Source organism: Chryseobacterium sp. GW821-FHT04C04 (genome assembly GCF_059420365.1).
This window is the reverse complement of sequence record NZ_JBWKTO010000006.1, coordinates 144,231-170,634: the sequence shown is the minus strand read 5'-3', so window position 1 is coordinate 170,634 and position 26,404 is coordinate 144,231. Positions and strand designations below refer to the sequence as shown.

Annotated in this window: 22 protein-coding genes, 1 tRNA gene and 1 pseudogene; 13 read left to right on the top strand and 11 right to left on the bottom strand. The window is 34.9% G+C overall.

Features of this window, described 5'->3' with window-relative positions:
• Nucleotide 1: 1 nt before the first annotated feature.
• The 8 genes from AC07UM_RS20295 (at nt 2) to AC07UM_RS20260 (ending at nt 9,752) form a co-directional block, all read left to right on the top strand.
• On the top strand, nt 2–3,565 hold the full coding sequence (locus AC07UM_RS20295; RefSeq protein ID WP_494684396.1) for a DUF6443 domain-containing protein: 3,564 nt from the start codon (nt 2–4) through the stop codon (nt 3,563–3,565).
• The gene (locus AC07UM_RS20290; protein WP_494684395.1) at nt 3,546–4,109 is read left to right on the top strand and encodes a hypothetical protein; all 564 of its coding nucleotides are present in this window, start codon (nt 3,546–3,548) and stop codon (nt 4,107–4,109) included. The genes AC07UM_RS20295 and AC07UM_RS20290 overlap by 20 nt, the downstream gene beginning before the upstream one ends.
• Nucleotides 4,110–4,447: 338 nt before the next feature.
• Nucleotides 4,448–5,347 (top strand): RHS repeat-associated core domain-containing protein, encoded by a 900-nt coding sequence (locus AC07UM_RS20285; RefSeq protein ID WP_494684394.1) that lies wholly within the window; start codon nt 4,448–4,450, stop codon nt 5,345–5,347.
• Nucleotides 5,322–5,810, top strand: coding sequence for a hypothetical protein (locus AC07UM_RS20280; protein ID WP_494684393.1), 489 nt, complete (start codon nt 5,322–5,324; stop codon nt 5,808–5,810). Before AC07UM_RS20285 ends, AC07UM_RS20280 begins: the two co-directional genes overlap by 26 nt.
• Nucleotides 5,811–5,895: 85 nt before the next feature.
• A complete protein-coding gene (locus tag AC07UM_RS20275) occupies nt 5,896–7,044 on the top strand; it encodes an RHS repeat-associated core domain-containing protein (RefSeq protein WP_494684593.1) in 1,149 nt (382 codons plus the stop codon).
• 15 nt (nt 7,045–7,059) lie between these two features.
• The gene (locus AC07UM_RS20270) at nt 7,060–7,767 is read left to right on the top strand and encodes a hypothetical protein (RefSeq protein ID WP_494684392.1); all 708 of its coding nucleotides are present in this window, start codon (nt 7,060–7,062) and stop codon (nt 7,765–7,767) included.
• Nucleotides 7,768–8,084: 317 nt separating this feature from the next.
• Nucleotides 8,085–9,317, top strand: a complete 1,233-nt coding sequence (locus AC07UM_RS20265; protein WP_494684391.1) for an RHS repeat domain-containing protein — start codon at nt 8,085–8,087, stop codon at nt 9,315–9,317.
• 42 nt (nt 9,318–9,359) lie between these two features.
• Entirely contained in the window at nt 9,360–9,752 is a 393-nt protein-coding gene (locus AC07UM_RS20260) for a hypothetical protein (protein ID WP_103231633.1), read from the top strand.
• 88 nt (nt 9,753–9,840) lie between these two features.
• On the opposite strand, the pseudogene AC07UM_RS20255 reads toward AC07UM_RS20260, so the two are convergent.
• Nucleotides 9,841–9,933 (bottom strand): annotated as a pseudogene (locus AC07UM_RS20255) (XRE family transcriptional regulator); the annotation flags it as partial.
• 89 nt (nt 9,934–10,022) lie between these two features.
• Between AC07UM_RS20255 and map the strand changes: the two are divergent.
• Nucleotides 10,023–10,787 (top strand): type I methionyl aminopeptidase, encoded by a 765-nt coding sequence (gene map / locus AC07UM_RS20250; RefSeq protein ID WP_236851371.1) that lies wholly within the window; start codon nt 10,023–10,025, stop codon nt 10,785–10,787.
• A 302-nt stretch (nt 10,788–11,089) separates the two neighbouring features.
• Here map and AC07UM_RS20245 read toward each other — a convergent pair whose 3' ends face one another.
• Nucleotides 11,090–11,677, bottom strand: coding sequence for an FMN-dependent NADH-azoreductase (locus AC07UM_RS20245; protein ID WP_494684390.1), 588 nt, complete (start codon nt 11,675–11,677; stop codon nt 11,090–11,092).
• Nucleotides 11,678–11,851: 174 nt separating this feature from the next.
• On the opposite strand from AC07UM_RS20245, the gene AC07UM_RS20240 reads away from it, so the two are divergent.
• Together AC07UM_RS20240 and AC07UM_RS20235 are read left to right on the top strand one after the other, a co-directional pair.
• Nucleotides 11,852–13,384, top strand: a complete 1,533-nt coding sequence (locus tag AC07UM_RS20240) for a M20/M25/M40 family metallo-hydrolase (RefSeq protein WP_494684389.1) — start codon at nt 11,852–11,854, stop codon at nt 13,382–13,384.
• 303 nt (nt 13,385–13,687) lie between these two features.
• The gene (locus tag AC07UM_RS20235) at nt 13,688–14,383 is read left to right on the top strand and encodes a hypothetical protein (RefSeq protein ID WP_494684388.1); all 696 of its coding nucleotides are present in this window, start codon (nt 13,688–13,690) and stop codon (nt 14,381–14,383) included.
• A gap of 179 nt (nt 14,384–14,562) precedes the next feature.
• On the opposite strand, the gene AC07UM_RS20230 is transcribed toward AC07UM_RS20235, so the two are convergent.
• Together AC07UM_RS20230 and AC07UM_RS20225 are read right to left on the bottom strand one after the other, a co-directional pair.
• The gene (locus AC07UM_RS20230) at nt 14,563–16,731 is read right to left on the bottom strand and encodes a right-handed parallel beta-helix repeat-containing protein (RefSeq protein WP_494684387.1); all 2,169 of its coding nucleotides are present in this window, start codon (nt 16,729–16,731) and stop codon (nt 14,563–14,565) included.
• A gap of 181 nt (nt 16,732–16,912) precedes the next feature.
• A complete protein-coding gene (locus AC07UM_RS20225) occupies nt 16,913–17,704 on the bottom strand; it encodes a hypothetical protein (RefSeq protein WP_494684386.1) in 792 nt (263 codons plus the stop codon).
• Between the two features lie 454 nt (nt 17,705–18,158).
• Between AC07UM_RS20225 and AC07UM_RS20220 the strand changes: the two genes are divergently transcribed.
• Nucleotides 18,159–20,630: a TonB-dependent receptor domain-containing protein gene (locus AC07UM_RS20220; protein ID WP_494684385.1), complete on the top strand. Its 2,472-nt coding sequence runs from the start codon at nt 18,159–18,161 to the stop codon at nt 20,628–20,630.
• A gap of 71 nt (nt 20,631–20,701) precedes the next feature.
• On the opposite strand, the gene AC07UM_RS20215 is transcribed toward AC07UM_RS20220, so the two are convergent.
• The 4 genes from AC07UM_RS20215 to AC07UM_RS20200 all read right to left on the bottom strand — a co-directional run bounded on the left by AC07UM_RS20215 (nt 20,702) and on the right by AC07UM_RS20200 (nt 23,386).
• Nucleotides 20,702–21,436 (bottom strand): hypothetical protein, encoded by a 735-nt coding sequence (locus AC07UM_RS20215; protein WP_494684384.1) that lies wholly within the window; start codon nt 21,434–21,436, stop codon nt 20,702–20,704.
• Between the two features lie 138 nt (nt 21,437–21,574).
• Nucleotides 21,575–21,991 (bottom strand): hypothetical protein, encoded by a 417-nt coding sequence (locus tag AC07UM_RS20210; RefSeq protein WP_103231625.1) that lies wholly within the window; start codon nt 21,989–21,991, stop codon nt 21,575–21,577.
• A gap of 236 nt (nt 21,992–22,227) precedes the next feature.
• Nucleotides 22,228–22,314 (bottom strand) — tRNA-Ser (locus AC07UM_RS20205).
• Between the two features lie 55 nt (nt 22,315–22,369).
• Complete coding sequence (locus AC07UM_RS20200) at nt 22,370–23,386, bottom strand: asparaginase (protein ID WP_494684383.1); 1,017 nt, start codon at nt 23,384–23,386, stop codon at nt 22,370–22,372.
• A 168-nt stretch (nt 23,387–23,554) separates the two neighbouring features.
• On the opposite strand from AC07UM_RS20200, the gene AC07UM_RS20195 reads away from it, so the two are divergent.
• Nucleotides 23,555–24,229, top strand: coding sequence for a TrmH family RNA methyltransferase (locus AC07UM_RS20195; RefSeq protein ID WP_494684382.1), 675 nt, complete (start codon nt 23,555–23,557; stop codon nt 24,227–24,229).
• A 74-nt stretch (nt 24,230–24,303) separates the two neighbouring features.
• On the opposite strand, the gene AC07UM_RS20190 is transcribed toward AC07UM_RS20195, so the two are convergent.
• The 3 genes from AC07UM_RS20190 to tsaD are packed head-to-tail and all read right to left on the bottom strand — an operon-like array spanning nt 24,304 to nt 26,404.
• Nucleotides 24,304–24,999 carry an RsmE family RNA methyltransferase gene (locus tag AC07UM_RS20190; protein ID WP_494684381.1) on the bottom strand — a complete coding sequence of 232 codons (696 nt, stop codon included), beginning with the start codon at nt 24,997–24,999 and terminating at the stop codon, nt 24,304–24,306.
• Nucleotides 24,996–25,391: a hypothetical protein gene (locus AC07UM_RS20185; protein ID WP_494684380.1), complete on the bottom strand. Its 396-nt coding sequence runs from the start codon at nt 25,389–25,391 to the stop codon at nt 24,996–24,998. Before AC07UM_RS20185 ends, AC07UM_RS20190 begins: the two co-directional genes overlap by 4 nt.
• Complete coding sequence (gene tsaD / locus AC07UM_RS20180) at nt 25,388–26,404, bottom strand: tRNA (adenosine(37)-N6)-threonylcarbamoyltransferase complex transferase subunit TsaD (RefSeq protein WP_494684379.1); 1,017 nt, start codon at nt 26,402–26,404, stop codon at nt 25,388–25,390. The genes AC07UM_RS20185 and tsaD overlap by 4 nt, the downstream gene beginning before the upstream one ends.

The following is a 26,404-nucleotide window of genomic DNA, read 5'->3' as shown; positions in this document are numbered from 1 at the left end:
GATGAAAAAAATAATAATACCAATAGGAGTATTGCTTCTATCTAACATAACATACGCCCAGCTTTCACAGCTTCCCAATACAGAAAACTATATTCAAACCAAAACATATCTGGATTATAACGGAACTTCGGCTACAAAATCTTCAGAAACGGTTCAGTATTTTGATGGCTTGGGAAGACCAAAACAAATAGTCAATGTAAAGGCATCACCATTAGGAAGAGATGTTGTTACCCCTATTAAATATGACCAGTTCGGGAGACAGGTTCTGAATTACCTTCCTGTTCCTCAGGGTGGAACTCTAAACGGAGCATTTACTCCAGATCCCTTAAGTAATATAAACAGTACGCCTTATGGTACAGAGAAAATCTATTCTGAGAAGATTTTGGAAAATTCCCCTTTAGACAGAATTCAGCAGCAGATTCAGGTAGGTACTGATTGGAGTAATAAACCTGTTAAATTTGAATATGATGCTAACGGATTGGGCGAAGTATACCAGTTTGTTACTACCCCCAATATATGGGAGAATGGTGTTGCAAAAAGTAAACCCGGTTTATCATCTGCCACTGTCTATGCACCTAACCAGCTTTATAAAAATTCAGTAAAAGATGAAGATGGAAATGAAACCATAGAATTTAAAAATGGAAAAGGTCAGGTTGTATTGGTGAGAAAAGTAATGAGTCCTATGGAGCATATAGATACTTATTATGTTTATAATGAATATGACCAGCTGGCATTTGTCATTCCTCCCAAAGCCGTTCATCAGGCTATTACAGATGATTTGCTTGATAATTTATGTTATCAGTACCGCTATGATGGAAAAGGCCGCTTGGTGGAAAAAAAGCTGCCAGGTAAGGGCTGGGAATATATGGTGTATGATAAAGCCGACAGATTGATGCTTACTCAGGATGCTTATATGAGAGGATCAGGAAAGTGGCTGATGACCAAATATGATGAGTTGGGAAGGGTGGCATATACAGGAACATTCAGTTCTAATGACAGCCGGAGTACGTTGCAAAATCAAATTAAGGATTTGGTTATTTATGATGCGCGCCATTCTACAGGATTCTTCAGAAATGGAATAAATATTTATTATACCGCTGTCTATTTTATCCCTGAAAACATTCTGTCTGTTAATTATTATGATACCTATCCCCAGCAATATAGCTTTAATCCTCCTGTTCCAACAAACATTCAGGGAGAGCCTGTGTTGACAGAAAGTCCTACTGCTGATGGCAGAAGCACAAAAGGCTTTCCTGTTGTGAGCTTTGTAAAGAATATTGAAGACGATAACTGGACGAAAAATTATACCTACTATGATCAAAAAGGAAGAGTGATTGGAAGCCATTCTATCAATCATCTGGGAGGATTTACCCATACAGAATCCAAACTGGATTTTGCAGGTTTACCCAAACAAACCATTACCAGACATAAGCGGTTAGATAGCGATACAGAAAGAACCATCACAGAGACTTTTGACTATGATAATCAAAACAGACTTTTAGTTCATAAGCACCAGATTGACAGTAATCCAGTAGAGATCCTTGCTCAGAATAAGTACAATGAACTTTCCCAGTTAGAATCTAAAAAGGTAGGAGGTATTACAGCGGCTTCTCCACTTCAGCAGATAGATTATAAGTATAATATCCGTGGCTGGATGACTCAGATCAATGATCCTGCCAACTTAGGAAGTGATTTGTTTGGGTATAAGATGAATTATAATAAAGTAGAGGGACTTGAAGTTCCCAACGCAGACTACCCGAATCAAAAGGTAAAACCAAAATACAACGGAAATATTGCTGAAGTATCCTGGAAAACCCTTACTGAAGATAACGAACCTTTAAAAAGATATGGATATGCTTATGATGCTTTAAATAGGCTCACGGCAGGCTTTTATCAAAATGATACGAATCCCTATGCTAAAGAGTACAATGAGCTTCTGGCTTATGATGTAAATGGAAATATTCTGAATCTGGTGAGAACTCAAGGACTACTTCCGGGAGCTAATACCACTTTGATGATCGATAATCTAAAGTATGATTATGTAGGAAACAAGTTGGTGAAAGTTACCGATCAGCAGCAGAATCCTTCGGGGTATCCCTACTCCTCAACGCCCAATATGATAGGGTATGATAATGATACCGGAGATGGAAACGGAAATATGATCAGCCAGCCTGATAAAGGGATTTCATCAATCCAATATAATTATTTAAATTTACCTAAACAGATTACCCAAAACTCCAATATCACCCAATATACCTATCGGGCAGATGGAGCAAAAGTGAAGAAGCTCTTTAAAAATTTAGAAACCCATTATTTGGATGGATTTCAATATAAAAGTACATTTGGAATAGAATCATGGGATGGACAAGGGATTTATCAGCCCGATCCTAATGAAGTTCCGGAATTAAAATTAAGAATTATTCCTACTTCAGAAGGGTATTATGATGCTTTGCTGAATAGGTATGTCTACAACTTTACAGACCATTTAGGAAATGTGAGATTAAGCTATACCGATATAAGCGGAGACGGGATAATCCAGCCCAGAAGATATAATGCTTCAAGCTGCACAAAATGGTTTTGTATAGATGACTGGAAACCGGGAGAGATTGTAGAAGTCAATAGCTATTACCCTTTTGGGATGCTGCATGACTATACAGCTACAAAACAGAATGCTTATCAGTATAAGTACAATGGGAAGGAGCTGCAAGAGACGGGTATGTATGACTATGGTGCGAGAATGTATATGTCGGATATTGGGAGATGGGGAGTTGTGGATCCGTTAGCGGAAACTTCACGTCGTTGGTCTACTTATACTTATGCATTTAATAACCCAATGAGATTTATTGACCCAGATGGAAGATCTAATCAGGATATTATTAAAATTAAGAATAACGGAGAAATAGAACGTACTGTTGATGACAATCCTTTTGATACTATTACAAATGAAGATGAATCTAAGTCAATAAGGATTGCTCGTACAAATATCTCTGAAAATAATCCAAGAGGTGATTCCCAAATAGGAGAGGCTAAAACAATACCTCTTGAGACACCGGGACATGATGGAATACCTGGAGGAAGTGAATACACATATTTACAAATAAGAAATGATGGTGCTGCAAAATCATTTTTTGAATTTGCAGCAGAAAATAGTAAAAAAGAATTTACTAGAGATCGATTTTCTTTTTCAGATGGTTTTTCTTCAAATATAATTGGAACCAACCATTCAGAAAATGAAAGTGTAAGTGCCTACTTCGTAGTTCCAAATTTGAATTTAGGTGGTGATAAATTTCATATTGTAAGCCAAGCATCAGGTATTGATTATGATCATTCACATCCTTTAGGTGGGAATATTGCTCCAAGTGGCTTTAATGCCGGTCGCTTTAAAGGTAATATACCTACATTTTATAGAATAGCTGGAGATAGTGGAGATGTAAAAATGGCTACTCATGGTGATGCCATATATAAGAGCTTACACCTTTATAGTAGTTGGAAATGGCCAAAGCCAGGTAGTGGATATATAAGATATGATAATAATAATGCAATATATGTTGGAAAAAATAAATAATAAAATAAATATGAATAAATTACATTTAATGAGTTTTTTTTGTTTTTTTTTATTGGCAATATCTTGTAAAAGTCAAGATTTTATAGGTGAAAGTGTTAATGTGGTGCCAATAATTGAATGTTTTGTAAAATATAAAAATGAAAAAACTTTAATTGATAATAAAAAAAACATATTAGTAGTTGGGGCAAATGAAATTGTCCAAGGTAGGAGTAATAATCTAAGTCTAAGCTTTTATTTTATAAATCCTCAACTATTAATAAATTTTAATTATTCTAAAGTATATACCATCCAAGGTTATAAAATGATTATTGATGAATCATTAAATAGAAAAGATATACTACATAAGGTGTTTAAAAATATGGAAGTTGAGTATGAAAATTTTAATTTGGCCAAAATTCCGTTTTCTTATAATACTGATTACTGGAATATTATTTTTGATTCCAAAAATAACATTATTGAAATTTTTCCAGAAGAAAAAGCAAAGGTTATAAAGAGTATTTTAGAAAAACAAAATTTAAAATTTTCAAAAAATTACATGGATTAAAATGTTATTAAATTTTAGACCTCCGCTGGCGCGAACGTCTCACTTCTGTCCACAAATAACATAAAAAACCACTGCGCGAGCAGTGGTTTTTTATGTTTAATATTAGAATATTTGTAACTTATTACAACCAATAAAAACTACATTAACTTTGGAAATAATACTATATTTACAAACATACAGACCATTTAGAAAATGTAAGATTAATTTATACCAATATCAGTCGAGATGGAATAATCCAGCCCAGAAGATATAATGCTTCAAGCTGCACAAAATGGTTTTGTATAGATGACTGAAAACCTGGAGAGATTGTAGAAGTCAATAGCTATTACCCTTTTGGGATGCTGCATGACTATACAACTACAAAACAAAATGCTTATCAGTATAAGTATAACGGAAAGGAGCTGCAGGAAACGGGAATGTATGATTATGGAGCGAGATTGTATATGCCGGATATAGCAAGGTGGGGTGTTGTAGATCCGCTAGCAGAGGTAAATAGAGCTTGGTCTCCTTATAGATATGCATACAATAATCCAATTCGTTTTATTGATCCAGATGGAAGATTAGAAGATATATATGAGATGGATGAAAATGGAAAATTAAGTAATATAGCACCATCTGATAGAGATGTTGTATATACATCCAAAAATTTTGAAGGCCTAGGAAAATATAGAAAATTAAAAGAAAAAAATGATGGAGGTTTTGATGTGGGAGAAAAAGGCTATATAAAAAATAATCTTCACCAATACTTACAAGATGGAAGTAAGTATCTTGATTTTGGTCAAAATGAACAAAAAGGATCCGACTACTTTTATCAGGTTGCTGATTGGATGAAAGCTGGAGATGTTAATGTAGAATTTGGAATACAAACAGCAGATATAGGAGGTAAAGATAAAACTGTAGTATATACATCTGGAAAACCAACATCTGTGTCTCCTGTTTATGATGGAGATAATGTTAAATTGCATGGTCATTTACATCCCGGACTGTTAAACTTCAATGAAGGTACTCCATTTTCAGGAGCTTTGAATCCAAGTGGTTTTATAATGTCAAAGTTCCCAACTAAAGCAAATGGATATACGTTTACTTCAATTGGAAAAACGAATGAAGGAGATAGGGTATCTGCTGAAAGTACCAGTAAAGCAGTCAATTTTGTTTATGCTGTTGAATATGATACAACAATAATCTATAATAGTTCTAAAATAATTAAAGCTTATGAGGGGAAATACAAAAAAAATTAAAATATTAATTATTTTATTTTTACTTTTTACTTTTAATTATTCAAATGCCCAAGATAAGGGACAAAAATCTTTATATACTTATCTCGATAAATGGAAAGAGGATGAAGGGAATTTTAAATTTATTCAGATAAATTTAATCGTAGATTGTAAAAATCAATTGTTATTTACAGTTAGTAAAAAAGATTTGATTTACTATGATGAAAAAAAAATCCAGACATATAAAACATATAAATATAAAGGAATGTTAATAATTTATGAGATTGATGATAAAATTGTTAATAAGAAAAATATAAATTTTTTTGACAAATATTTACAATCCATAAATTATGATATAAAAATGTTACCAAAAGGCAATCAAAGTCTTATTAATGGTTATATCTTATATTTCAAAAATAATAAGTTAATTACTAATGATAAAAAGATTCACTACTTTATGGAAAATAACTGCAAAAGTTTGGAGTAATGATTTGTAAATCATGTTCTTAAATAATTAAACCATAGCATTGCTATGGTTTAATTATTTAAGTAGAAAAACTATTATATAATACCTGTATAAGGGGCATCTTGTAAATTTAAGATTAAGTTATACCATTAACAATGGAGACGGGATAATCCAGCCCAGAAGATATAATGCTTCAAGCTGCACAAAATGGTTTTGTATAGATGACTGGAAACCGGGAGAGATTGTAGAAGTCAACAGCTATTATCCATTTGGATTATTGCATGATTATACAGCTACAAAACAGAATGCTTATCAGTATAAGTACAATGGGAAGGAGCTGCAAGAGACGGGTATGTATGATTATGGTGCGAGAATGTATATGTCGGATATTGGGAGATGGGGAGTGATAGATAACTATAGTGAGAATTATAATTCTTTATCTCCATATAGCTATGTAGCAGGGAATCCAATTAAATTTATTGATATTAATGGAGAGTGGATATACATTAATGATCAAGATGGAACGCAATACAGGTTTCATAATGGAGCAACTCAACATCAAGTAAATGGGAAATGGAGTACGATAGATGCATCTACAGCTTTATCAGATTATGTTTTACAAACTGTATCAGGATTAAGTTATTTATATAATCAAACATCAATAGGAAATGAAATGATAAGATACTTTGATCAAGGGCAAAGTAGCGATGGAAGAGTAAGAGATATACATTTTAATTATACAACTGGAGAGTCACAAATAAAACATGGTATTAGTAATATCGTTGAGTTAAACATAACACCAGGGCAAGGATTATGGACAACATTAGGTAGGAATGCTGAATATTCACCTTTATACACAATTATTGCACATGAAATGGGTCATGTTTATGGATATTTTGCTTTAGGGCAAAGAGCTGTACCAGATGAAAGGTTTGGAAATACAACCGCTGAAATTTATGGTACACATGTTGAGAACATTGTACGAGCGGAAACAGGTCTTCCACTTAGAACACATTATAAAACAATTATAGATGGAACTGGAAAATCATTTCCTGGTGAAGGTAGTAGATTAATTGATAGTGCTGGAGGTAGTGTATACTATGATTCAAATAGAAGTCAAATAGCCCCCATTCCAAGTGTTGATAGTATTAAAAATGTGCTTAGGGTAAACAATAATATATTACAAAATAGATATAATTATTATGGTGCAGCTGCATATTTTCATTATCAAAGATTTAAAAATAGATCAAATTAATACAAATTATCACTAATGAAAAATTATATTTTATTATTATACTTAATATTATTTACTAGCTGTTTATCACAAAGTAAAGTCTCATTAAAAGAAGGAAATCAAAATTTACTAAATAATGATAATGTTCCTTTTAGTAATTCTTATTTAAACCATAAAGAAAATGAGGGAATGAAAGATGCCTTAACAAAATTTAGATTGTTAGGAGCAGAATCTTGTAATATAAATTCAGAAAAAAAATATTCACATATTTATATTGAAGATGGTTTTCATGATGAAAAGGGATTTTATAATGGGATTATTATTATTATTATTATTATTGATAATAAAGATATTTGTGAGATAACAACCAGTCCATATAAATTAAAAATTGATAGTCTTTCTTACACAAAAGTTAAGAATGGTAATTTTATATTTTATGCAAAAAGAATTTCAATGGAAGACTTCAAAAATAACAATTTTAATGAATATTATAGATATAAACTAGCCATAGAAAACAAAGTAGATGCATTGAAAAAATGTTTGGCAATCGATGCGTATACACCCCAACCAATGGTTTTTACTAAAATTTATTACATTACTGGTAAGAAAATCAATAATTATGGAGCTATCAAGATAAATTATAATGATATTAAAGATGGTGTAGAAGATATCCCTTTCCTAAAAAAAGAAAATCAAAAAAAATTTATGGATTGTATTGGAAATCTAGATATTATGTCTAGGTAAATATTTTATTAAGTCTAATCGTTGACGTGAGTGCTGCTCGTGTCCACAAGTAAAATAATACCACTGCTAGAGCAGTGGTATTATTTTATAAATATGTTCAAACAATCATATTTCTACATTCAATATAATTATATAAATTTACCTAAACCTCCAATATCACCCAATATACCTATAGGGCAGATGGAGTAAAGATAAAGAAGCTCTTTAAAAATTTAGAAACCCATTATTTGGATGGATTTCATTATAAAAGCACATTTGGAATAGAATCATGGGATGGACAAGGGACTTACTAACCTGATCCTAATGAAGTTCCGGAATTGAAATTAAGAATTATCCCTACTTCAGAAGGATATTATGATGCTTTGCTGAATAGATATGTTTACAATTTTACAGACCATTTAGGAAATGTAAGATTAAGTTATACCGATATAAGCGGAGACGGGATAATCCAGCCCAGAAGATATAATGCTTCAAGCTGCACAAAATGGTTTTGTATAGATGACTGGAAACCTGGAGAGATTGTAGAAGTCAATAGCTATTACCCTTTTGGGATGCTGCATGATTATACAACTACAAAACAAAATGCTTATCAGTATAAGTACAACGGAAAGGAGCTGCAGGAAACGGGAATGTATGATTATGGAGCGAGAATGTATATGTCGGATATTGGGAGATGGGGAGTGATAGATCCATTAGCGGAGAAAATGCGTCGTCATAGCCCTTATAATTATGCATTAAATAGCCCTGGAATGGTTATCGATCCAGATGGAAATTTTGCAGTAAGTTATTCTGGAGAGGCAGCACAAGAAGCTTTTAAAGCTTATGTAGCAACGATGTCTACAAGTAGTGAATCTTCGGGAGGAAATGTATTTACGGGATTGTATAATGAGTATGATAAGAATGGCAAGATGATTAGTAATTTAGGTGGAAATAAAATAGATTTTTACCATCAAAGAAATGGAGACACTAAAGTAGTTAGTCGACAAACTGGAGCTTCAAATATTATTAAAGACGGAGAATCTATTATTAGAGGTTATACGCATAGAGGAAAAGATGTAGGATGGGGAACTATAGCAATTGAATATTTTGGAGGAAGTGGACCTGCTCGCAGTCTATTTAGTGATTTTAATGATTCTAATGATGGACCTTTTGCTTCTCTAGATAAGCCATCGTCTCCATATTCTTCTTTAGCAAGACAGAAAGCACTAAATTCAAAAGATTCAAAAGGAGTTGTTAAAATGGATTATCTTCAAGCTAACCCCATCACAGCAAATTTTGATTGGAATGAGCAAATGTGGGGAAGATCAAATGTGTCTTGGTATAAATTAGGAGATGAAACACTTTTTTTAATGACTGATTCTAAGTCACAAGAGTCATTGTTTTATAGATTACCAGTAAATAATTTTGAAAGAACCGAAGGAAAGTTAAAAAGCTTTGGAAATACATATCAGACTTATATATGGACTGAAAGCAACTCCGAAATTCAAAAAAAAGTAATTAACCCAACCTTAAAGAACGTTTTTAAACAAGCTATAACACCACCATACTAACAAGACCTAGATTTTAAATCGAACAACTTAAATTTAATAAATATGAAAAAAAGTATAAGTTTAATTTTATTACCTTTTTTATTTTCTTGCCAAAATATTAGTAATGAAGATATATATGGAAAATATTCACCCATATCATACAAGAATACATACGACACTTTAACGATTAACAAGGATGGGGTTTATAATAGAGTAATTTACAATATAAAAGGGAAGAAATTGTTGAATTACAATTCGAAATACAAATTAGAAGGTAACACAATAGAGTTTAATGATTTTTATTTAAATTTTGATAAAGATTTAATTGCCTTTCCAGAAGATGTGAATGATACTGATATGACCTATACTACTTTTTTTGAGAAAAAAGATAAGAATATTGTACTTTGCTTTGGCTACCATGATGGGGAGAATTGTTATAAAAAGATTATAGAATAAAAAAAACCGCTGGCGTGAGCGTCTCGCTCGTGTCCAAAAATAAAACGAAAAACCACTGTATCAGCAGTGGTTTTTATTCTTTTGTCTGTTATTTTTCAAGCAACTTTTCCAGTCTGCTCATCATTTCATCCTTTCCTTTCAGCATACGTTCATACAACGCGATTTTTTCTTCATGAAGTTTTTATTACTTGTTCAATAGGATTTAAAACGGTATGTGTCTGCATATTTTAATTTCCTAACTTTGTAACAATCAACAATAATCAAACAAATATGTCAATCACCAACGAAGATCAAATGATCGGAATGCAAAAAGTAAGTGAAGCCGTTGCCTATACTTTGAAGAAAATGATGGATTATGCTGAACCGGGTATGACCACAAAAGATCTTGATGAGTATGGCGCTAAAATTCTGGAAGATTTCGGGGCAAAATCTGCTCCTTATCTGACGTATGGGTTCCCGGGCTGGACGTGTATCAGCGTAGATAATGAATTCTGCCACGGTATTCCGACAGATCAGAGGATTTTGAAAGAAGGCGATCTGATCAATATTGATGTTTCTGCAGAGCTGGATGGATATTGGGCGGATAATGGAGGTTCTTTTGTCATTGGAAAAGATATCCACGGACATCAGCAACTGGTGGAAGCATCAAAAGATATTTTGAGAAAAGCGATCAGCAACATAAAAGGCGGAGTGAAAATCGCGGACATAGGACATTTAATGGAAACAGAGGCGAAGAAAAGAGGTCTTAAAGTCATTAAGAACCTTGCCGGGCATGGAGTAGGCAGAAGCTTACATGAACAGCCTGATGAATTGCTGAACTACAGAAACCGTTATGATTCCAGACGTTTTAAGAAAAACTCTGTTGTGGCTATTGAAACTTTTATTTCTACCGATTCCAATATTGCTGTAGAATTAAAAGATGGCTGGACCATGGTAGGAAACAAAGGAGGGTATATGGCTCAACACGAACATACCATTGTAGTGACCGACGGAAAACCAATCATTTTAACCCAAATGAACGAAATCCTGAATTAGAAGAATAAAATATCGTTCATTGTATGGAGGATAAACCACCAAGATAGATATGACAATAAAAGTTTTTTAAGGCACGAGAATTCTATCATCGTTTCCTTGCTGGAAATCTTTGATTTTCTTGCGCCTTAAAAAACATATTAGAATTAAAAGCCTTTGCGCCTTTGCGTTAAAAAAAGTTATTCTTTTAATTTCAAAGCTTCATCCAATCAACTTGTTGATTCCATCTTTGCTTCCTTCTATTCAATATTCACAATTAAAAACTTTGCGTTAAAAATAAAATTAAAAAAAAGTAGTATCTATGATCAAAAGTCTTTCAGAATATTTTCATAATCCGCTTTAAAACCATTTTCCATAGTCCCTTCCACACGATACGTTTCAACATCCGTAATTCCGGTATAACTTCTGAAAACATCTTTGAGGTAAGCAGAAATATAATCCGGAGCACCTTCGGTACTTCTCCCGCCTGAAGCAACAGCGAAATACACTTTTTTATCTTTAAACTGCCCCACACGATTCCACTGTTCATCAAAAACATACGTAACTCCCGCCCGGATCAGCTGATCCAGCCATGCTTTCAAAGGGGTTGAGATTCCCAGATTAAACATAGGAGTTCCAATGACAATAATGTCAGCCTCACGTACTTCATCCACAATCGTATTGGCATACGAAAGAAGCAGTTTGCTTTTTTCATCGTATAATCCAGGATGTTTATAAAACTCATAGATTGACTCTTCATCCAGATATGGTGGTGAGTCCTTCACCAGATGCCGTACAGTGACTTGATGATTCTTGTTTTGTTGCAAAAGTTTGTCAACGATAGCCGAACTGAGACCTTTACTGTAGGATAGATTTCCTCTCGCGCTGGAAATGATGTGCAGAATATTCTTCATACTATTTTTTGTCCTAATGACGATCTTATTTTCATCATGGGGACAAGTTCATATAGTTTTATCCGTTGTGAATTCTTAAAGTGTTTTACCCTTGAAAGTTCAAATTGAATTGTTAAAGACCAAATACTTTGCTATATTTATAGGATCAAACCACTTCACAAAAACGTAACCGCTATGAAAAAAGTTCTTTTACTCCTTTTGGGAATCGTTATTATTCTGGCTGCTGTAGTATTGATCAAAACCTACACCTATCCATTTAAGAAAAATAATATAGGAGCAGGTGAGGGGTGGAAACCTGTAAAAAATGATTCTGCCGTAATGAGGTTTTCAGGCGGCATAAAAATTCCTACTGTTTCTACCGGAAGTTTGGGTGAATTCAATTATGCACCGTTTGATCAGTTCAAAACCTATTTAAAAACATCTTATCCTTTAGTATATCAGAATACAGAAAATGTTGAAGTGAACCAATATGGATTGGTGTTCAGACTTAAAGGAAGCAATCCGTCTTTGGAACCTATTCTATTCCTTTCCCATATGGATGTTGTTCCTCCGGGAGATGCCGATATCAAAAATAATGAAGAAAACATATTCCGTCCGGATGATAAGCCGCTGGATCCTGTTGCAAAAGTATCAGAAGACTGGGAATATGCCCCTTTTTCAGGAGCGGTTGCCAATGGAAGGATCTATGGAAGAGGAGCGATAGACATGAAAGGAATGCTTTTTTCGTTAATGGAATCTATGAATTCTATGATCAAAAACAAACAGATTCCGCAGCGTGATATTTATCTGGCTTTTGGTTTTGATGAAGAAGTGGGCGGACAAAAAGGAGCAATTCAGATTGCCGATTACTTTAAGAAAAAAGGACTGAAGTTCGATGCCGTTTATGACGAAGGAGGATTGATTATGCGAAAAGGAAATGTAGCGGGAATAGATACAGATGTTGCTGTTGTGGGATGTGCTGAAAAAGGATTTCTTTCCGCAAAAATAAAAGTCAAAGGACTGGGCGGGCATTCTTCTATGCCTCCTATGGAAAGCGCTATTGGAAAAGCAGCCGTTATTATGCAGCGCCTGGAAGATCATCAGATGAAACCTGTAATCACTCCACTCATTAAAGAGTTTTTTAATAATATTGGAGGTGAAATGCCCTTCACGACAAGAATGGCACTGGCGAATCAATGGCTGTTAAAACCTGTATTGATTTCCCAGCTTACCAAAAATAATACGACCAATGCACTGGTAAGAACGACAACAGCACTCACCATGATGAAAGGAAGTGATGGTACCAATGTACTTTCTCCTGAAGTGGAATTTGTCGTTAATTTCAGACTCCTTCCCGGCAATTCGGTGAAAGATGTAAGAGATCATATTGCCAAGGCCACAGAAGGTTTTGATGTTGAGGTAGAAGAAATTGACAATACAAGAGAAGCTTCCGCAATTTCTCCAACCCATACAAAAGCCTTTAAATTAATTGAAGCCGGAGTGAAGGAAATTCATCCCGGAGCGATTGTCACTCCATACCTTACTATGGCTGGAACGGATGCCGGTAAATATGAGATTGTGAGCAAAAACGTATATCGATTTATGCCCATCAAGATCAACAGTGCAGAACAGCAGAGCATTCACAGTACCAATGAATATCTCAGCATTGAAAACTACCTGAAAATGATTCACTACTTCGAGTACATCATGAAAAACTATGATAAATAAATGAGTCAGTTTGTTTTGCTTATGAGTTTTTATTTTAACGCGAAGCTCGCTAAGATATTTTATTGTTTTTAAGTCCGGTCGCAAAGGCGTTGCACTCAGCAATGTATAAACTAAGATCCTGGCTGAACAAAGTGCCTTTGCGAACAAAATATAAAACGTTACCTAACAAGCCTTGCGAACATTAGCGTTAATAATGATTCATCCTTGGCTTAATAATCTTTCAAATCTTTTTTACAAAAAATATATTGCGTCAAGTTTTGTCGCATTACGAGTATAGCTTTGTCATATCAAAATTACAGAGCTATGGAATTGCCATTTTACTTAAACTTTAACGACTTTGAAAGTAATTATTACGATAACCTTGAAAAATGGTTTGAAGAATATCATAATACCAGCGAAACAGATTATCTGAAAGCGCTGGCTGAACTTTACAGCCCTTACGTCTATTACAATTTTGCAGAAGACAGGTTAAAGCAGGATGCTTCCATAGAAGTGAAAGACTGCTTTTTTCCTTACCATGAGAAAATCGGAATCTCTTTCTGTATTGATTGTGAAAACGGAACCTCGCCAGCCAATGGCATCCATCATGTATTTGAATTTAAAAATATTTCAATGATGGAATATGCCCAGCATATTCTCGATAAAATCAACAAGTTTTGTTCAAAAAATGCCAATGGCCTGGATAGCAGTAAAAATATTCTGGACTATATCAATAACTATGCTGTCATCACATCGGTAGAAGGAGTGGGATTTTGTATCAGCTACAATAGGCATCAGAAGGCAATTCCCTTTTTAAAGGCTTATCTTCCATACTATGGACAGACGGTTAATATGGCGGTATATAGGGATTTTCTCTTCTCCATTGTGCAGATTGCTGAATTTATAGATCAGAAGCTGAAAAATGTGCATGCTTTTAAACACACTATTTATGCCAGTTCGAGGTCAGAGGCGAAATTTAAAGTACAGATGAGCCGCCAGTTTCTGACGTTGTGCAATTAAGATTTTACACCAAACATTCATACTTAATTATATTGCGGAAAAACTTATGTTTTTCAAACAAATCCCAATCATCACTGATTGGGATTTTTCAGTTGGATAATAGGGAATGATCTTTATATATTATAATGAAAAAGGTTGCCTCATGATTGAGACAACCTAAATAAGCAGAATGGATTTTATCAGTCTTGCATTACTCCTGCATTTTTTAATTTTAATAATAAACTATTGAAATCATTACGAAGAGTAGCTACATCAGAGGCTGATGAATCTGTCTGGTTAATTGATTTAACCATTGGTAAATTGAGGATCAAAGGTTGGCTATTGGTGTCATAAGCACTGGAGATATTTACAGGAAAATCATCAGTATAGTTTCCTAATACTTCAATGACAATATCCAATGCCCATAAATTGTTTCCTGCTGCGTCTGTGTTGCTCTGTGCAAAGGTCAGGGTTACTTTATTATTTTTGACATAAAGTCCTGTAGAGACGGGAAGTCTTTTAAAATCATCCAAAGTACCGGTGTAGCTGATAGGTTTTACATCCAAAAGAGATATAATTTCTTCTTTAATTTGTGTAGAATCTATATTATACCAGTATCCTTTAGTCGTTACTTTAAGGTAAAGATCTCTGGCTTCGAAGGAAGACGGAATACTGTCAAAGGTAACATCTACAAATTTATTCTTAGGCAGGTCTGTCAGGTGAAAGCTTCTCACCAGTTTACCTGCCTGAGCCTTTTTAATGGTAGAAACCATTGGGGATATCCCGGGAATCTCAATTTTATTGTTGTAAGCATTTTTGAAAAAGCTTTCAATATTGGTGTAAATAAGATTAGTGATAGGTGAATTAGCAATAAATTCGGTAGTATTATGGAATGTATTGTTATAAAATTCCAATGTTCTGTCTTGCGGACCATATATGAATAGGAAATTGTCTTTAGATGCGAGATTAATGAATGTATTATTGAATACTTTTACTCCATCCTTGTATTCTCCTATAGTTAATGATCCTGCTACTTGTCCGATAGGTCCGCTTCCGGCTTCTCTTTGAATATAATTGTCATAAACCAGAGTTTCTCGACATTTTTTATTTTTAAAATGTGGATATTTACAAACTATGTCCATATGAAAAGAATTTTGTGGAGATAAATAAAAGCGATTGCCATAGAAATGCTCTCCACCACCTCTTAACTCTGCATGAGAATCATAAAAATTATTATTGAAAATAGTATTATTACAGCTTAAAGCGTCTTCATCCGGAGCAACAAATAGAGGGTTATTTTTAAAAACACAATTGGTGACATTTGCATCATGGGTACCAAAATGAAGAGCTAATCCTGCATTTTCATTATTTTCAAATAAAACACCATCAAAAACAGCATCAGTATTTCCTCTTCCAAAATCAGAAGTAGTACCTTCTTCCGCATCAATTCCCATTTTTGGTGATGTTCCATAGGTTTTTCCTGTATTGGTATATGATCCACCAATTACTTTAAATCTTTTACTGTTTACTATTGAACATCCTTGTCTGTAGTTATTATCTGCATGGCAGTTTCTTAATATTCCGTCTTCATTCCAGTTATTGGTTTTTACATCAGCAAAAAGCTCATCTGAAGAAATAAAAAATCCATCCATACAGCAATTATCAGATCTGCAGTCTGTCAGTTCATATTTTTTGGAAGAACTAACCTTAAAGCCAGACTGATTATTATACACATTAGGATCTGCGCCATCCGGCTTTCTATCGTTTTTAGAACCATCATAATTAAGGTTTTCTACTTTAAAATTCTTACATCGGATAAATTCAAAACCACGCATGTTAATAATGGGCGGATTATCTGGATGAGCTTTGATTAGAGCCCCATTACCATATATCGTAAAATCAGATTTATCTGTAAAACTGAAGAAGAGTTCAGGTCCTATATTTTGGTCTCCTGAATATATCCAAATTCCTGTTTTACAATCTTGTTTTAATGGGTAGCGATCCGTAAAACTTCCATCTCCCTGCATATATTTTGCATTTTCAAATACTACAATAAAGTCTCTCTGAGGAAGAAATGAAATCATTTTTCTGATAGCAGGCGCATCATTTGTAATTCCATCACCTACTGCCCCGAATCTTTTTACATATACGGTACGGTTGGCCAGCCAGTCTACATCAACATAATAGTCGTTACCTTTTTGTCTGTAAATAATGCCATCAGCTTTGGAAGGATTCATCGCCGTTCCATCATGCCATAAAGTGACTTTTTTAAAATTTACATTTTCGTTAGTAAAACTATCCACCAGCTGTACTAAATTATCGTTGGGGTAAGTGCTTCCTGCTGCGAAAAAATCATTAGTGTAAATCATTGTTCTTTGTTTTTGGTGTTGTTATTTTAATTGTAGATGTTACAAACTCTTGCAAGATTCTTTGTTTTGATCTACAGCAAAAATAAATGCCCGATGCGACAGAACTTGGCGTGATTTAAATAAATAAAAAGTCTCATACATTTTCGTATAAGACCTTAGATTTTTAAGTTACTTCGATTGTTTATCTTTTCCTATAAGGGATATTCCATATCACATCAGCCGCCAGATAATGTACCCCTCCATGATGAATACTTTGGCTGCCTCTGATCAGGTCATCCATGTATCCTACATCTACTGTAAAAGGCGAATTGGGGATTGTAAACATATAATAAGCCGCAATACGCATTTCACGGTATCCGAATGATCCCCACTCAGAATTCGGTTCATTGAGATGACTTATAGAAAACAGAGCTTCAGCACTCAATGCTAGCTTTTGGTTGTTTTTAGGGGATAAATTGTAAGTTAATTGACTTTTGATACGGGTTCGCAGTTGAAAGTCTTCCTCTACCTTATGAAAGTCTGCATCAAAAAACTTCCTGAATTCCTGACGCACCGTATTTTTCAGTTTCCATTGTTGGCCAAGGTCAAAAGTATAGGCATATCTTCCGTATATCCTGAATTCCTGTTCTGTATTTTCTTTCTCATAAGGAGCCGTACTTTCATACTGAGGCTGCCTGCGGTAGCTGATCGCATAGCTGTATTGTTGGTGAGGAGCAAAGGAATGATAAACCTCGTGATTTAAAACAATGATAGCTTGCTTTGAAAATAAATTATGGTTATCCGGACTGCTTTTTCTTCCGATGGCAACATAGCTTAAAGCCTGTTTCTTACCTAAAGAATCCAACTGTTGCTTCACTCCGGAAGCACCCCAGAATGCATTGTGGGCATCTCCCAATCCTGGGGCGCTGATCTGTGCCTTGATGCAAGTTCCTATGCATCCCAATAAAAATAACCCTGCAAAAATTTTCTTCATGCTCAATAGTATAGATAACTGTTTTATAATTGATTTAAAATGACTGCGAAACCATAGAATGGATAAAAATATCATTGATACGCAGAAAGAATACTTTATCGTCCCAAATTTAGAAGCTTTGTTCATAGAATGTTTATTCAAAATCTTTTAATGCTGTTTAAAAACAAGACAAAATAAAGACCTGATTTAGGATAGAATTAGGAATGAAATAAATTGTGGATAATATGTGGATAACTTATTAACAACTTACATGAAAGTAATTCTCCTATAAATAAGTTAAAGTAAGAACCCCTCTTACTACTTGATCTACTCACTGTCTCAAGGCATTTACTTAGGCACAAGCTCAATTAGGATTTAAAATTTATTTAGAATAGTTCAAATTAATATTGTGGGAGAATTTGCTATTTCTTTATTTTGCACTTTTATTTATAATTATTTTAAATAAGGCTGAAAAATGATACAATCTAATGAATGTGTGCTCTCATTGGGGCATATGACTCATTCTGGAATTACCACACGGAATGATATTGCAATCCATCACAAAATACAATCGCTTAAACGAGTTCTAATCTTCTTATTCTCTTTGCTTAGTTTTACAACTCTGTATGCTCAGGATTTACAGGGAGGCATAACAGGAAAGGTGAATATGGTAGATGGGCAGCCTCTGAGAGCAATATCAGTTTCATTGTTGGAAACAGACCGCCAGACCCTGACAGATGATGATGGGAATTATCATTTTGCAAACCTTAACGCGGGAACATATACCTTAAAATTACAGATTCTTGGAAGCAAAGAAGTCCGCCTTTCTGTTGAAGTGAAAGCGGGTGAAGATACAAAGCTTGACTATCAGCTGACAAAAGAAAATATTCAGGCAATACAGGAGGTTGTCATAATGAAAAATACAAATAGGTTTTCCAAAAAGGAAAGCGGATTTGTAGCAAGACTGCCGTTGAAAAATTTAGAAAATCCACAAGTCTACAACACGGTTACCAAAGAATTATTTCAAGAACAGGTGGCTGTAGATCTTGGAAGTATTTCCAAAAATGTACCGGGAGCCGGAGTTCCTATGATTGCCAATCAGGGAAGAGTAACATTTCGTTCAAGAGGATTCGAAACAGAACCCAACGCACGAAACGGTGTAGCGGGAGCTGCATTTTCAGTAATTGATCCTGTAAATCTTGAACGTATAGAAGCTATTAAAGGGCCGTCGGCTACCTTGTTTGGAAAAAGTGTAGCCAGCAGCTATGGAGGTGTATACAATAGAGTAACGAAAAAACCTTATAATAAATTTGGTGGCGAAGTAGGCTATGTAGGAGGAAGCTGGAGTTATAACCGATTGACAGTGGATGTGAATACCCCCGTAAACAAAGACAGAACAGCTCTTTTCCGTCTTAACGCTGCAGGAACGTTTGAAAAGAGTTTTCAGGACCTCGGATTTACCAATTCTTTAGCCATTGCTCCAAGTTTTTCTTATCAGATAAATGATCGTATGTCGCTTCTTCTGGATGTGGAATTCAACCAGGCAAAGGGAACATCCGTTGTTCGTTTTAATCCTTATACAGGAAGCAATAAAACTCAGTCTATTGCGGATATGAAGTTTCCCTACTATAAAAAATTCCTGGGTGATGATCTGGCGTATGAAACACAGATGATGAACATCTTTGCTCAATTGAATTATAAAGTTTCTGAAAACTGGACCTCACAGACTATATTATCCCGAGCAAGATCTACAATCAATGGGTATATTTCTGCGATTAACGGGAAAACAGACTCTACGGCAAGTGCTCAGGTGATGGTGGGTACAACTTCGTTTATTGCAACCAATATCCAACAGAATTTTATTGGAGATTTCCATATCGGACGTTTTAGAAACAGAATGGTTGTAGGATTAGATTATTATAACAATTCCAATCATTTTGACCGTTATCATACCAATACCAAGGTATTCAACTTTGTTCATCCTTCAGCAGATTTTAGAGTCAATCAAAATATAATTGATGCCCTTACCGCAACGTCTGCTTTCAGAAAAGAAAATAATAGTGATAATACCTATGCTGCGTATGTATCGGATGTATTCAATATCACCGACCAGCTTACGGTGATGGCCAGTTTGAGGGTAGATCGGTTTCAGTTTAAAGGAGTATATGATATCACCACAGGGGAGATCAAAGGGGGGCTGAGCAATAGTGGAACTCAATCGGGACCTTATGGACAGACGGCTCTTTCACCTAAGATGGGAATTGTTTACGAAGTATTAAAGAATAAACTTTCCTTATTTGGAAATTATATGAATGGTTTTAATAATGTAAGCGGAGTAGATATTAATGGAAATACATTCAGACCGGAATATGCCAATCAGTTGGAATTTGGAGTGAAAGCAGATATTTTCAACCACAGATTGGTAGGAACATTAAGCTATTATAACATCCGTGTAGATAATATTTTAAGAACCAATCCTGATGATATCAACTATTCAATACAGGATGGGACACAGCTAAGCAAAGGAATAGAAGCTGAAATTACTGCCAATCCGTTTGATGGATTGAATATTGTAGCTGGATATGCTTATAACGACAGTAAATATACGAATGCCAATCCTTCCGTTAATGGTTTAAGACCTGCATTATCAGGACCTGCCAATATGTACAATTTTTGGATCAGCTACAGGATTTCTGAAGGTAAATTAAAAGGCCTTGGAATAGGGGGTGGTGGAAATATGGGGTCATCTTCCTATCAGACCAATACACAAACAGCCAAAGTAATTATTCCATCCTATAAAATGTTTGATTTGGGGATATTCTATGATCAGCCAAAATATAGAGTAGGACTGAAATTCGATAATATTACCAATGAAAAAGCGTGGTCTGTACGTTTGACCCCTCAGGCTCCATCGCGTTTTCTTGGAAGCGTTTCTTTAAAGTTTTAAATAGAATATACAATAATTGGAAAATCCCAGATGTAAGTCTGGGATTTTTATTTTTTATAATTAAGATAGGGTCAGTTGATCCAAAGGCAATAATTATTGCGATACCGTATTTTTCCATAGGTATTTCCCTGAAATGTTCCTGGAGTATTGTCTTGCCAGTCTTGCCTGATTACGTACAATCCCGGAAGAGTAGGTTTAAAAACCGCTTGATTATTTTCATCAATTGAAATATTCTTTTCCCAGTTTTCAGGGTTGAATATTCTGATTGGAGTTCCCTTTTCTACGGGTTTCATATTTCGATATGGAGAAACGGTGTAAACACCATTTTTTTCCTGAAGAATAATATCCATAAACTGGGTAGGGGATGCCATATTTGAATGCTGTCCAACATGGTAATCACCACACATAAAATCAATGGGACGTACATTTTCCTGAGGATTTTTAGAACGCAGCAGTACAGGCAGCTGATCGTTCATTCCTAAAATCCGGTAGCTTCCCTCTTTATCAGGAGTGAAAGTTCCTTCCCAATGATCTCCCATCATTTGTAATTCAAGCTTTGATTTTTCTCCTTTGATGTTAAGAATATAGAATTTGAAATTCTTAATCTCATGAAATTCCGGTCCGGTAGTACGATGTCGCTCACTAAGATCATTAATAAAGCCATAGCAGACCTGAATTTTTACAGGATCTTTTAATTTTCCCGATCCATGAATTTCCATCCAGTAAGCACTGGCTTTTGTAAGTTGGGGAAATAGAAAAACAGCTAAAAATAACAGTAAAGGGAATACTGTCCGTAGTTTATACATATTGATCAAATCATATTTTAATAGGCTAATGTAGTGAAAAATGGGATATGGAAAATTTTGTTATTTCACATCAAATTGCCACAATATTTAATACTGTGGCAATTCTGATTTATGGAACTGTGGACTGTGATTTTTAGTTTAGTTTTTTCCTGTTTTACACATGGCATCCCATGTGGTCCAAAAATGAGCATTGATCGCTCCAATAGGAGGTTTTGTGCTATCAGCAACGATCCCCACCATAGAGGCGCAATTGGAGTTGCAGCCTATTTCATTATAGCTTCCGGCCTGAGGCGGAATCTGACGCCATGTACCGGTAGATGCACTTAATAATTCTACCTTAATATCAAAGATCCCTGAAAGATTAGGGGTGTGAATTTGCTTGGTAGGATTTTCACTTGAAATGGAATCACTCCAGTTTCCCTGTGAGAATGTAACTCTCCATGTAGAAATCATCTTGGATGTTTCGTTTTGAGGAGAAAGATATACCCAGAACTGTGCTCCGTTTCCAAGTTGCACATTGCCTGAGGAATTTGCGTTTACACTTGTAGATGTCATGTTAAGTTGGTTTTTGTGGTTGTTTTATATTCCAAAGTAACAAAGAACAAAAGAGATATTTTATAGTACAAATGACCAATTATCAAGTTGGGTATAAATACGTATTAAAGAAGAGGAGCGATATCACCCTTTTGTAAATGGGTAGAAATCTTCCATCAAAAAATGATAAAAAAGTAAAGAGTTTTATCCAAAAAATAAGCCTGTGCTAATGTTAGCACAGGCTTTAGTTTTCTTTGCAGAGAGGAAGGGATTCGAACCCTCGATACAGTTACCCGCATACTACCTTTCCAGGGTAGCTCCTTCAACCACTCGGACACCTCTCTTTTTGAGATTGCAAAAATAGTCTATTTTCTTTAATATCCAAATTATTCTTGCAATTTAATCTGTAATTTCTCCACAAAGGCTTCTGGTGAAATTATCGGCAAAGCTTCCGGAGTAGCTTGGATTATCAATAAGGTGCATTGCTTTAGTGATCGCTGTCTCTGCAGTCATGTCTCTTCCGCTGATGGCACCGATTCTGGAGAAAATATTGCTGTTTTCATATTTTCCGAATGAGATACCTCCTGAAATACATTGGCTTACCACTACAATTTCAGTTCCGTTGTTTCTGATTTCCTGAAGTGTTTCCTGTGTTTTTGCACTGCTGAAAATCGTTCCGGAGCCAAAAACCTGAAGAATAAGAACCTTCATTTTTGGGATCTCTTTGAAATGGCTCAGATGCATACCCGGAAAGATTCTCCAGAATAAAATATCTTCTGAAATATGTTCATCCACATGAAATTCTACTTTAGGATCACAACGGAATAAGCTGTCTTTGATAATATTCAAATGCACTCCGGACTGTCCTAATATAGGATAATTCGGACTTGCATAGGCGTCAAAATATTCAGCAGAATATTTCAAAGTTCTATTTCCTCTTAATAATTTATACTCAAAGTAAATGGCAACTTCCTGAATGACTGCTTCATCATTTTCATAAAGGCTGGCATAATAAAGACTGGTCAGAAGATTTTCTTTGGCATCCGTTCTCAGGTCACCAATGGGAAGCTGAGATCCGGTCATAATCACAGGTTTTCTTAATCCTTTTAGCATAAAACTTAATGCTGATGCTGTATAAGACATGGTATCTGTTCCGTGAAGAATCAGGAAACCGTCGTAGTCATCATAATTTTTATGAATATAGTTGGCGATAACTCTCCATTCTTCAGGCCCCATATCCGAAGAATCAAGCGGTGTTTCGAAAGGATGAACAAAGACTTCACATTCCATGAGTCTCATTTCAGGCATCTTTTCAAATATATTACCAAAATCAAAGGCACGGAGACTTCCGGTTTCATAATCTTTTTCCATCCCGATGGTTCCACCGGTATAGATGAGCAGGACTTTTCGCTTCATGTACTATTTTTAATTAAGAATTGGAGCCCGATTAGGGTTCATAGCCCAAAATTACGTTAATTTGCAAAGATTTGAAAATGAATGAAACGCTTACGGTAAAATTTTATGATAATAGGATAATAATCGTAGGTATTACATTAGGCTATTGAAAAAAATAATTAAATGCAGATGAATGATTTAGCACCTACTTTTGAATATTTAAAACAGTTTTTAACAGAAGAAAGACTGGCGAAAATTGAACATTTCTCCCAGGAAAGTTCAGATTTTGTACTTCCGGTTGTAGAAGATGTCTATCAGTTTAGAAATGCCGCAGCCATTGTACGTTCTGTGGAAGCTTGTGGTTTTCATAAAGTAGTGGCTTTGCAGGAAGAATACAGCTTTGAGCCCAATCTCCGGGTCACAAAAGGGGCAGATACCTGGGTTGAGGTTGAAAAGCTTCCCCGAAATATGGAATCCTTTCAGAATATTAAAGACAGAGGATACAAAATAGTAGTGGTTTCTTTGGAAAATAATGCTAAAATGCTGCCCGAATATGAGATCACAGAACCCATTGCTTTGGTTTTCGGAACCGAAATGGAAGGTGTATCTCAGGAAATTCTGGATTTTGCAGATGAAACGCTGGCAATTCCGATGTATGGATTTACGAGAAGTTTTAATGTGTCAGTGGCAGCTTCCATCTGTATGTATGAATTGAAACAAAAGCTTATAAAATCTGGTATTGAGTATAAATTGGATGAAGAAAAACTTTTGAGAATGAAAATCCTTTGGACGGTCAATTCCATCAGAAGTGGACAGCAGATTTTTGAAAAATATCTGAGAGAAAATAATATTGATTGGAAATAAATAAAAAAAGGAGGTTAGTAGCCTCCTTTATTATTGTCGTCAATAGCTCAGAAAACTATTTTTTGATTTAATATCTATATCATATTATAATAATTCCATGCTGCTACAAAAACTCCGGCAGTTTCTGTTCTCAGTCTTTGATTTCCGAGTGATACTGCTTTTACATTATTTTCTGCCAGAAATGCAATTTCCTTTTCAGAAAAATCACCTTCAGGCCCTATTAAAAAAGTAAGCTGTTCCAGTTGAGGAATATTTTTAAGGTCAATTCTTTCCAGATTCTCATGACAGTGCGCCACAAAAGTATAATCCGGATCAATATTTTTTAGGAAGTCTGACAGCTTTACAGCATCATTGATGACAGGAAAATGAAATCTCAAACTTTGTTTTGATGCAGCAATAGCCTGTTTCCTGATCTTATCAATATTGATATTTTTACGTTCCGTTTTTTCAGTGATGATAATACTGATCTCAGAAATGCCCATCTCCACAGCTTTTTCCACGAAAAACTCAATTCTGTCAATATTTTTGGTTGGAGCAATAGCAATATGAAGCTTTGGATTGAATTCCGGCAGGTTTTCTTTGATCTCAGAAACTTCAATACCTGCTTTTTTACCTTCTATAAAAAGTTTTCCGGCAGCCAGCTTTCCTTTTCCATCTGTTACATGAATACCTTCACCATCTTTCATCCGAAGAACTTTTATGATATGCAGCTGCTCTTCATCGTTGATGATCACTTTTTGATCTGCTATTTCTCCGTAAAATAATTTCATATATCCTGGGTTAAAAATGCAACTCCTGTTTTGATGGTTGTATAGATGTCTGTATCGCAGTCCCGGTAAGAGCACATGAATATTTCTTCAATCCAATTATTATTAATAAAAATAAGATTTAAGTATTCCTGCTTTCTCAGATTATTTTTAATAGACAAATAATCTCCTTCTTTTGGAGTGTAAGGAAAACTAAAAAGATGTTCAGAATTGATTGATTTTAAAATTTCTTCTTTTATATCCTGAATGTATCCTTTTTCAGAATTTGATGGAAAATAATCTAAAGAATTTTCCGGGCTATCATTTTTTCCTGTAATGGTTTCTAATACCCAGTAATATTTTGAATTTTTTTTAGACTGTGTTCCCAGTACCTTTTCTTCTAAGAGTATTTTCATAAATCATATTTTGCTGTTGCTGAAGTTCTCAAATCGGTAAACTCTCCTCTCTCGAATTTCAGTTTCGCTACCATGGCGATCATTGCAGCATTATCTGTAGTATATTCGAATTTGGGAATGTAGATATCCCAGCCTAGTTTTTCTTTGTTATCTTCCATGGCTTTTCTTAGCGCAGAATTGGCAGAAACACCCCCTGCAATAGCAACTTGGTTCACATTGAGATCTTTGGCTGCTTTTTCAAGTTTATTCATCAGAATTTCGATAATAGTCCTTTGTACAGAAGCACATAGATCATTTAAGTTTTCTTTGATGAAATCCGGATTTTTTCTGACTTCTTTCTGAATGAAATACAATACTGAAGTTTTAATTCCGCTGAAAGAATAATCGTAGTTTTCAAGCTTTGGTTTATTGAACGTAAAAGCATCAGGATTTCCTTCTTTAGAGAGTCTGTCAATGATAGGTCCGGCAGGGTAGTCGAGGTCAAAAATCTTTCCGATTTTATCAAAAGCTTCTCCGGCGGCATCATCAATGGTTTTCCCGATGATTTCCATGTCAAAATAGTCTTTTACCAATACAATCATGGTATGTCCTCCGCTTACGGTAAGACATAAGAAAGGAAAGGTAGGCGGCACAGGATTTGCATCTTCGATGAAATGGGCTAAAATGTGTGCCTGAAGGTGATTTACTTCAATCAATGGAACATTAAGGCTCATAGCCAAAGACTTAGCAAATGATGTTCCTACAAGAAGAGATCCTAAAAGTCCAGGTCCACGTGTAAATCCTATAGCAGAGATAGCATTTTGTTGTATATTTGCTTTAGAAAAAGATTTTTCAACAACGGGGATAATATTTTGCTGATGGGCCCGTGAAGCTAATTCAGGAACAACACCTCCATATTCTTTGTGGATGGCCTGATTCGCGGCAATGTTTGAAAGAATAGAATTTCCCTTGATGATAGCTGCTGAGGTGTCGTCACAGGACGATTCAATACCTAAAATTATAGAGTCGCTCAT

Coding starts and splice junctions, on each gene's coding strand:
- AC07UM_RS20295 (WP_494684396.1), top strand. CDS start 2: ATGAAAAAAATAATAATACCAATAGGAGTATTGCTTCTATCTAACATA.
- AC07UM_RS20290 (WP_494684395.1), top strand. CDS start 3,546: ATGTTGGAAAAAATAAATAATAAAATAAATATGAATAAATTACATTTA.
- AC07UM_RS20285 (WP_494684394.1), top strand. CDS start 4,448: ATGCTGCATGACTATACAACTACAAAACAAAATGCTTATCAGTATAAG.
- AC07UM_RS20280 (WP_494684393.1), top strand. CDS start 5,322: ATGAGGGGAAATACAAAAAAAATTAAAATATTAATTATTTTATTTTTA.
- AC07UM_RS20270 (WP_494684392.1), top strand. CDS start 7,060: ATGAAAAATTATATTTTATTATTATACTTAATATTATTTACTAGCTGT.
- AC07UM_RS20260 (WP_103231633.1), top strand. CDS start 9,360: ATGAAAAAAAGTATAAGTTTAATTTTATTACCTTTTTTATTTTCTTGC.
- map (WP_236851371.1), top strand. CDS start 10,023: ATGTCAATCACCAACGAAGATCAAATGATCGGAATGCAAAAAGTAAGT.
- AC07UM_RS20245 (WP_494684390.1), bottom strand. CDS start 11,677: ATGAAGAATATTCTGCACATCATTTCCAGCGCGAGAGGAAATCTATCC.
- AC07UM_RS20240 (WP_494684389.1), top strand. CDS start 11,852: ATGAAAAAAGTTCTTTTACTCCTTTTGGGAATCGTTATTATTCTGGCT.
- AC07UM_RS20235 (WP_494684388.1), top strand. CDS start 13,688: ATGGAATTGCCATTTTACTTAAACTTTAACGACTTTGAAAGTAATTAT.
- AC07UM_RS20230 (WP_494684387.1), bottom strand. CDS start 16,731: ATGATTTACACTAATGATTTTTTCGCAGCAGGAAGCACTTACCCCAAC.
- AC07UM_RS20225 (WP_494684386.1), bottom strand. CDS start 17,704: ATGAAGAAAATTTTTGCAGGGTTATTTTTATTGGGATGCATAGGAACT.
- AC07UM_RS20220 (WP_494684385.1), top strand. CDS start 18,159: ATGATACAATCTAATGAATGTGTGCTCTCATTGGGGCATATGACTCAT.
- AC07UM_RS20215 (WP_494684384.1), bottom strand. CDS start 21,436: ATGTATAAACTACGGACAGTATTCCCTTTACTGTTATTTTTAGCTGTT.
- AC07UM_RS20210 (WP_103231625.1), bottom strand. CDS start 21,991: ATGACATCTACAAGTGTAAACGCAAATTCCTCAGGCAATGTGCAACTT.
- AC07UM_RS20200 (WP_494684383.1), bottom strand. CDS start 23,386: ATGAAGCGAAAAGTCCTGCTCATCTATACCGGTGGAACCATCGGGATG.
- AC07UM_RS20195 (WP_494684382.1), top strand. CDS start 23,555: ATGAATGATTTAGCACCTACTTTTGAATATTTAAAACAGTTTTTAACA.
- AC07UM_RS20190 (WP_494684381.1), bottom strand. CDS start 24,999: ATGAAATTATTTTACGGAGAAATAGCAGATCAAAAAGTGATCATCAAC.
- AC07UM_RS20185 (WP_494684380.1), bottom strand. CDS start 25,391: ATGAAAATACTCTTAGAAGAAAAGGTACTGGGAACACAGTCTAAAAAA.
- tsaD (WP_494684379.1), bottom strand. CDS start 26,404: ATGAGCGACTCTATAATTTTAGGTATTGAATCGTCCTGTGACGACACC.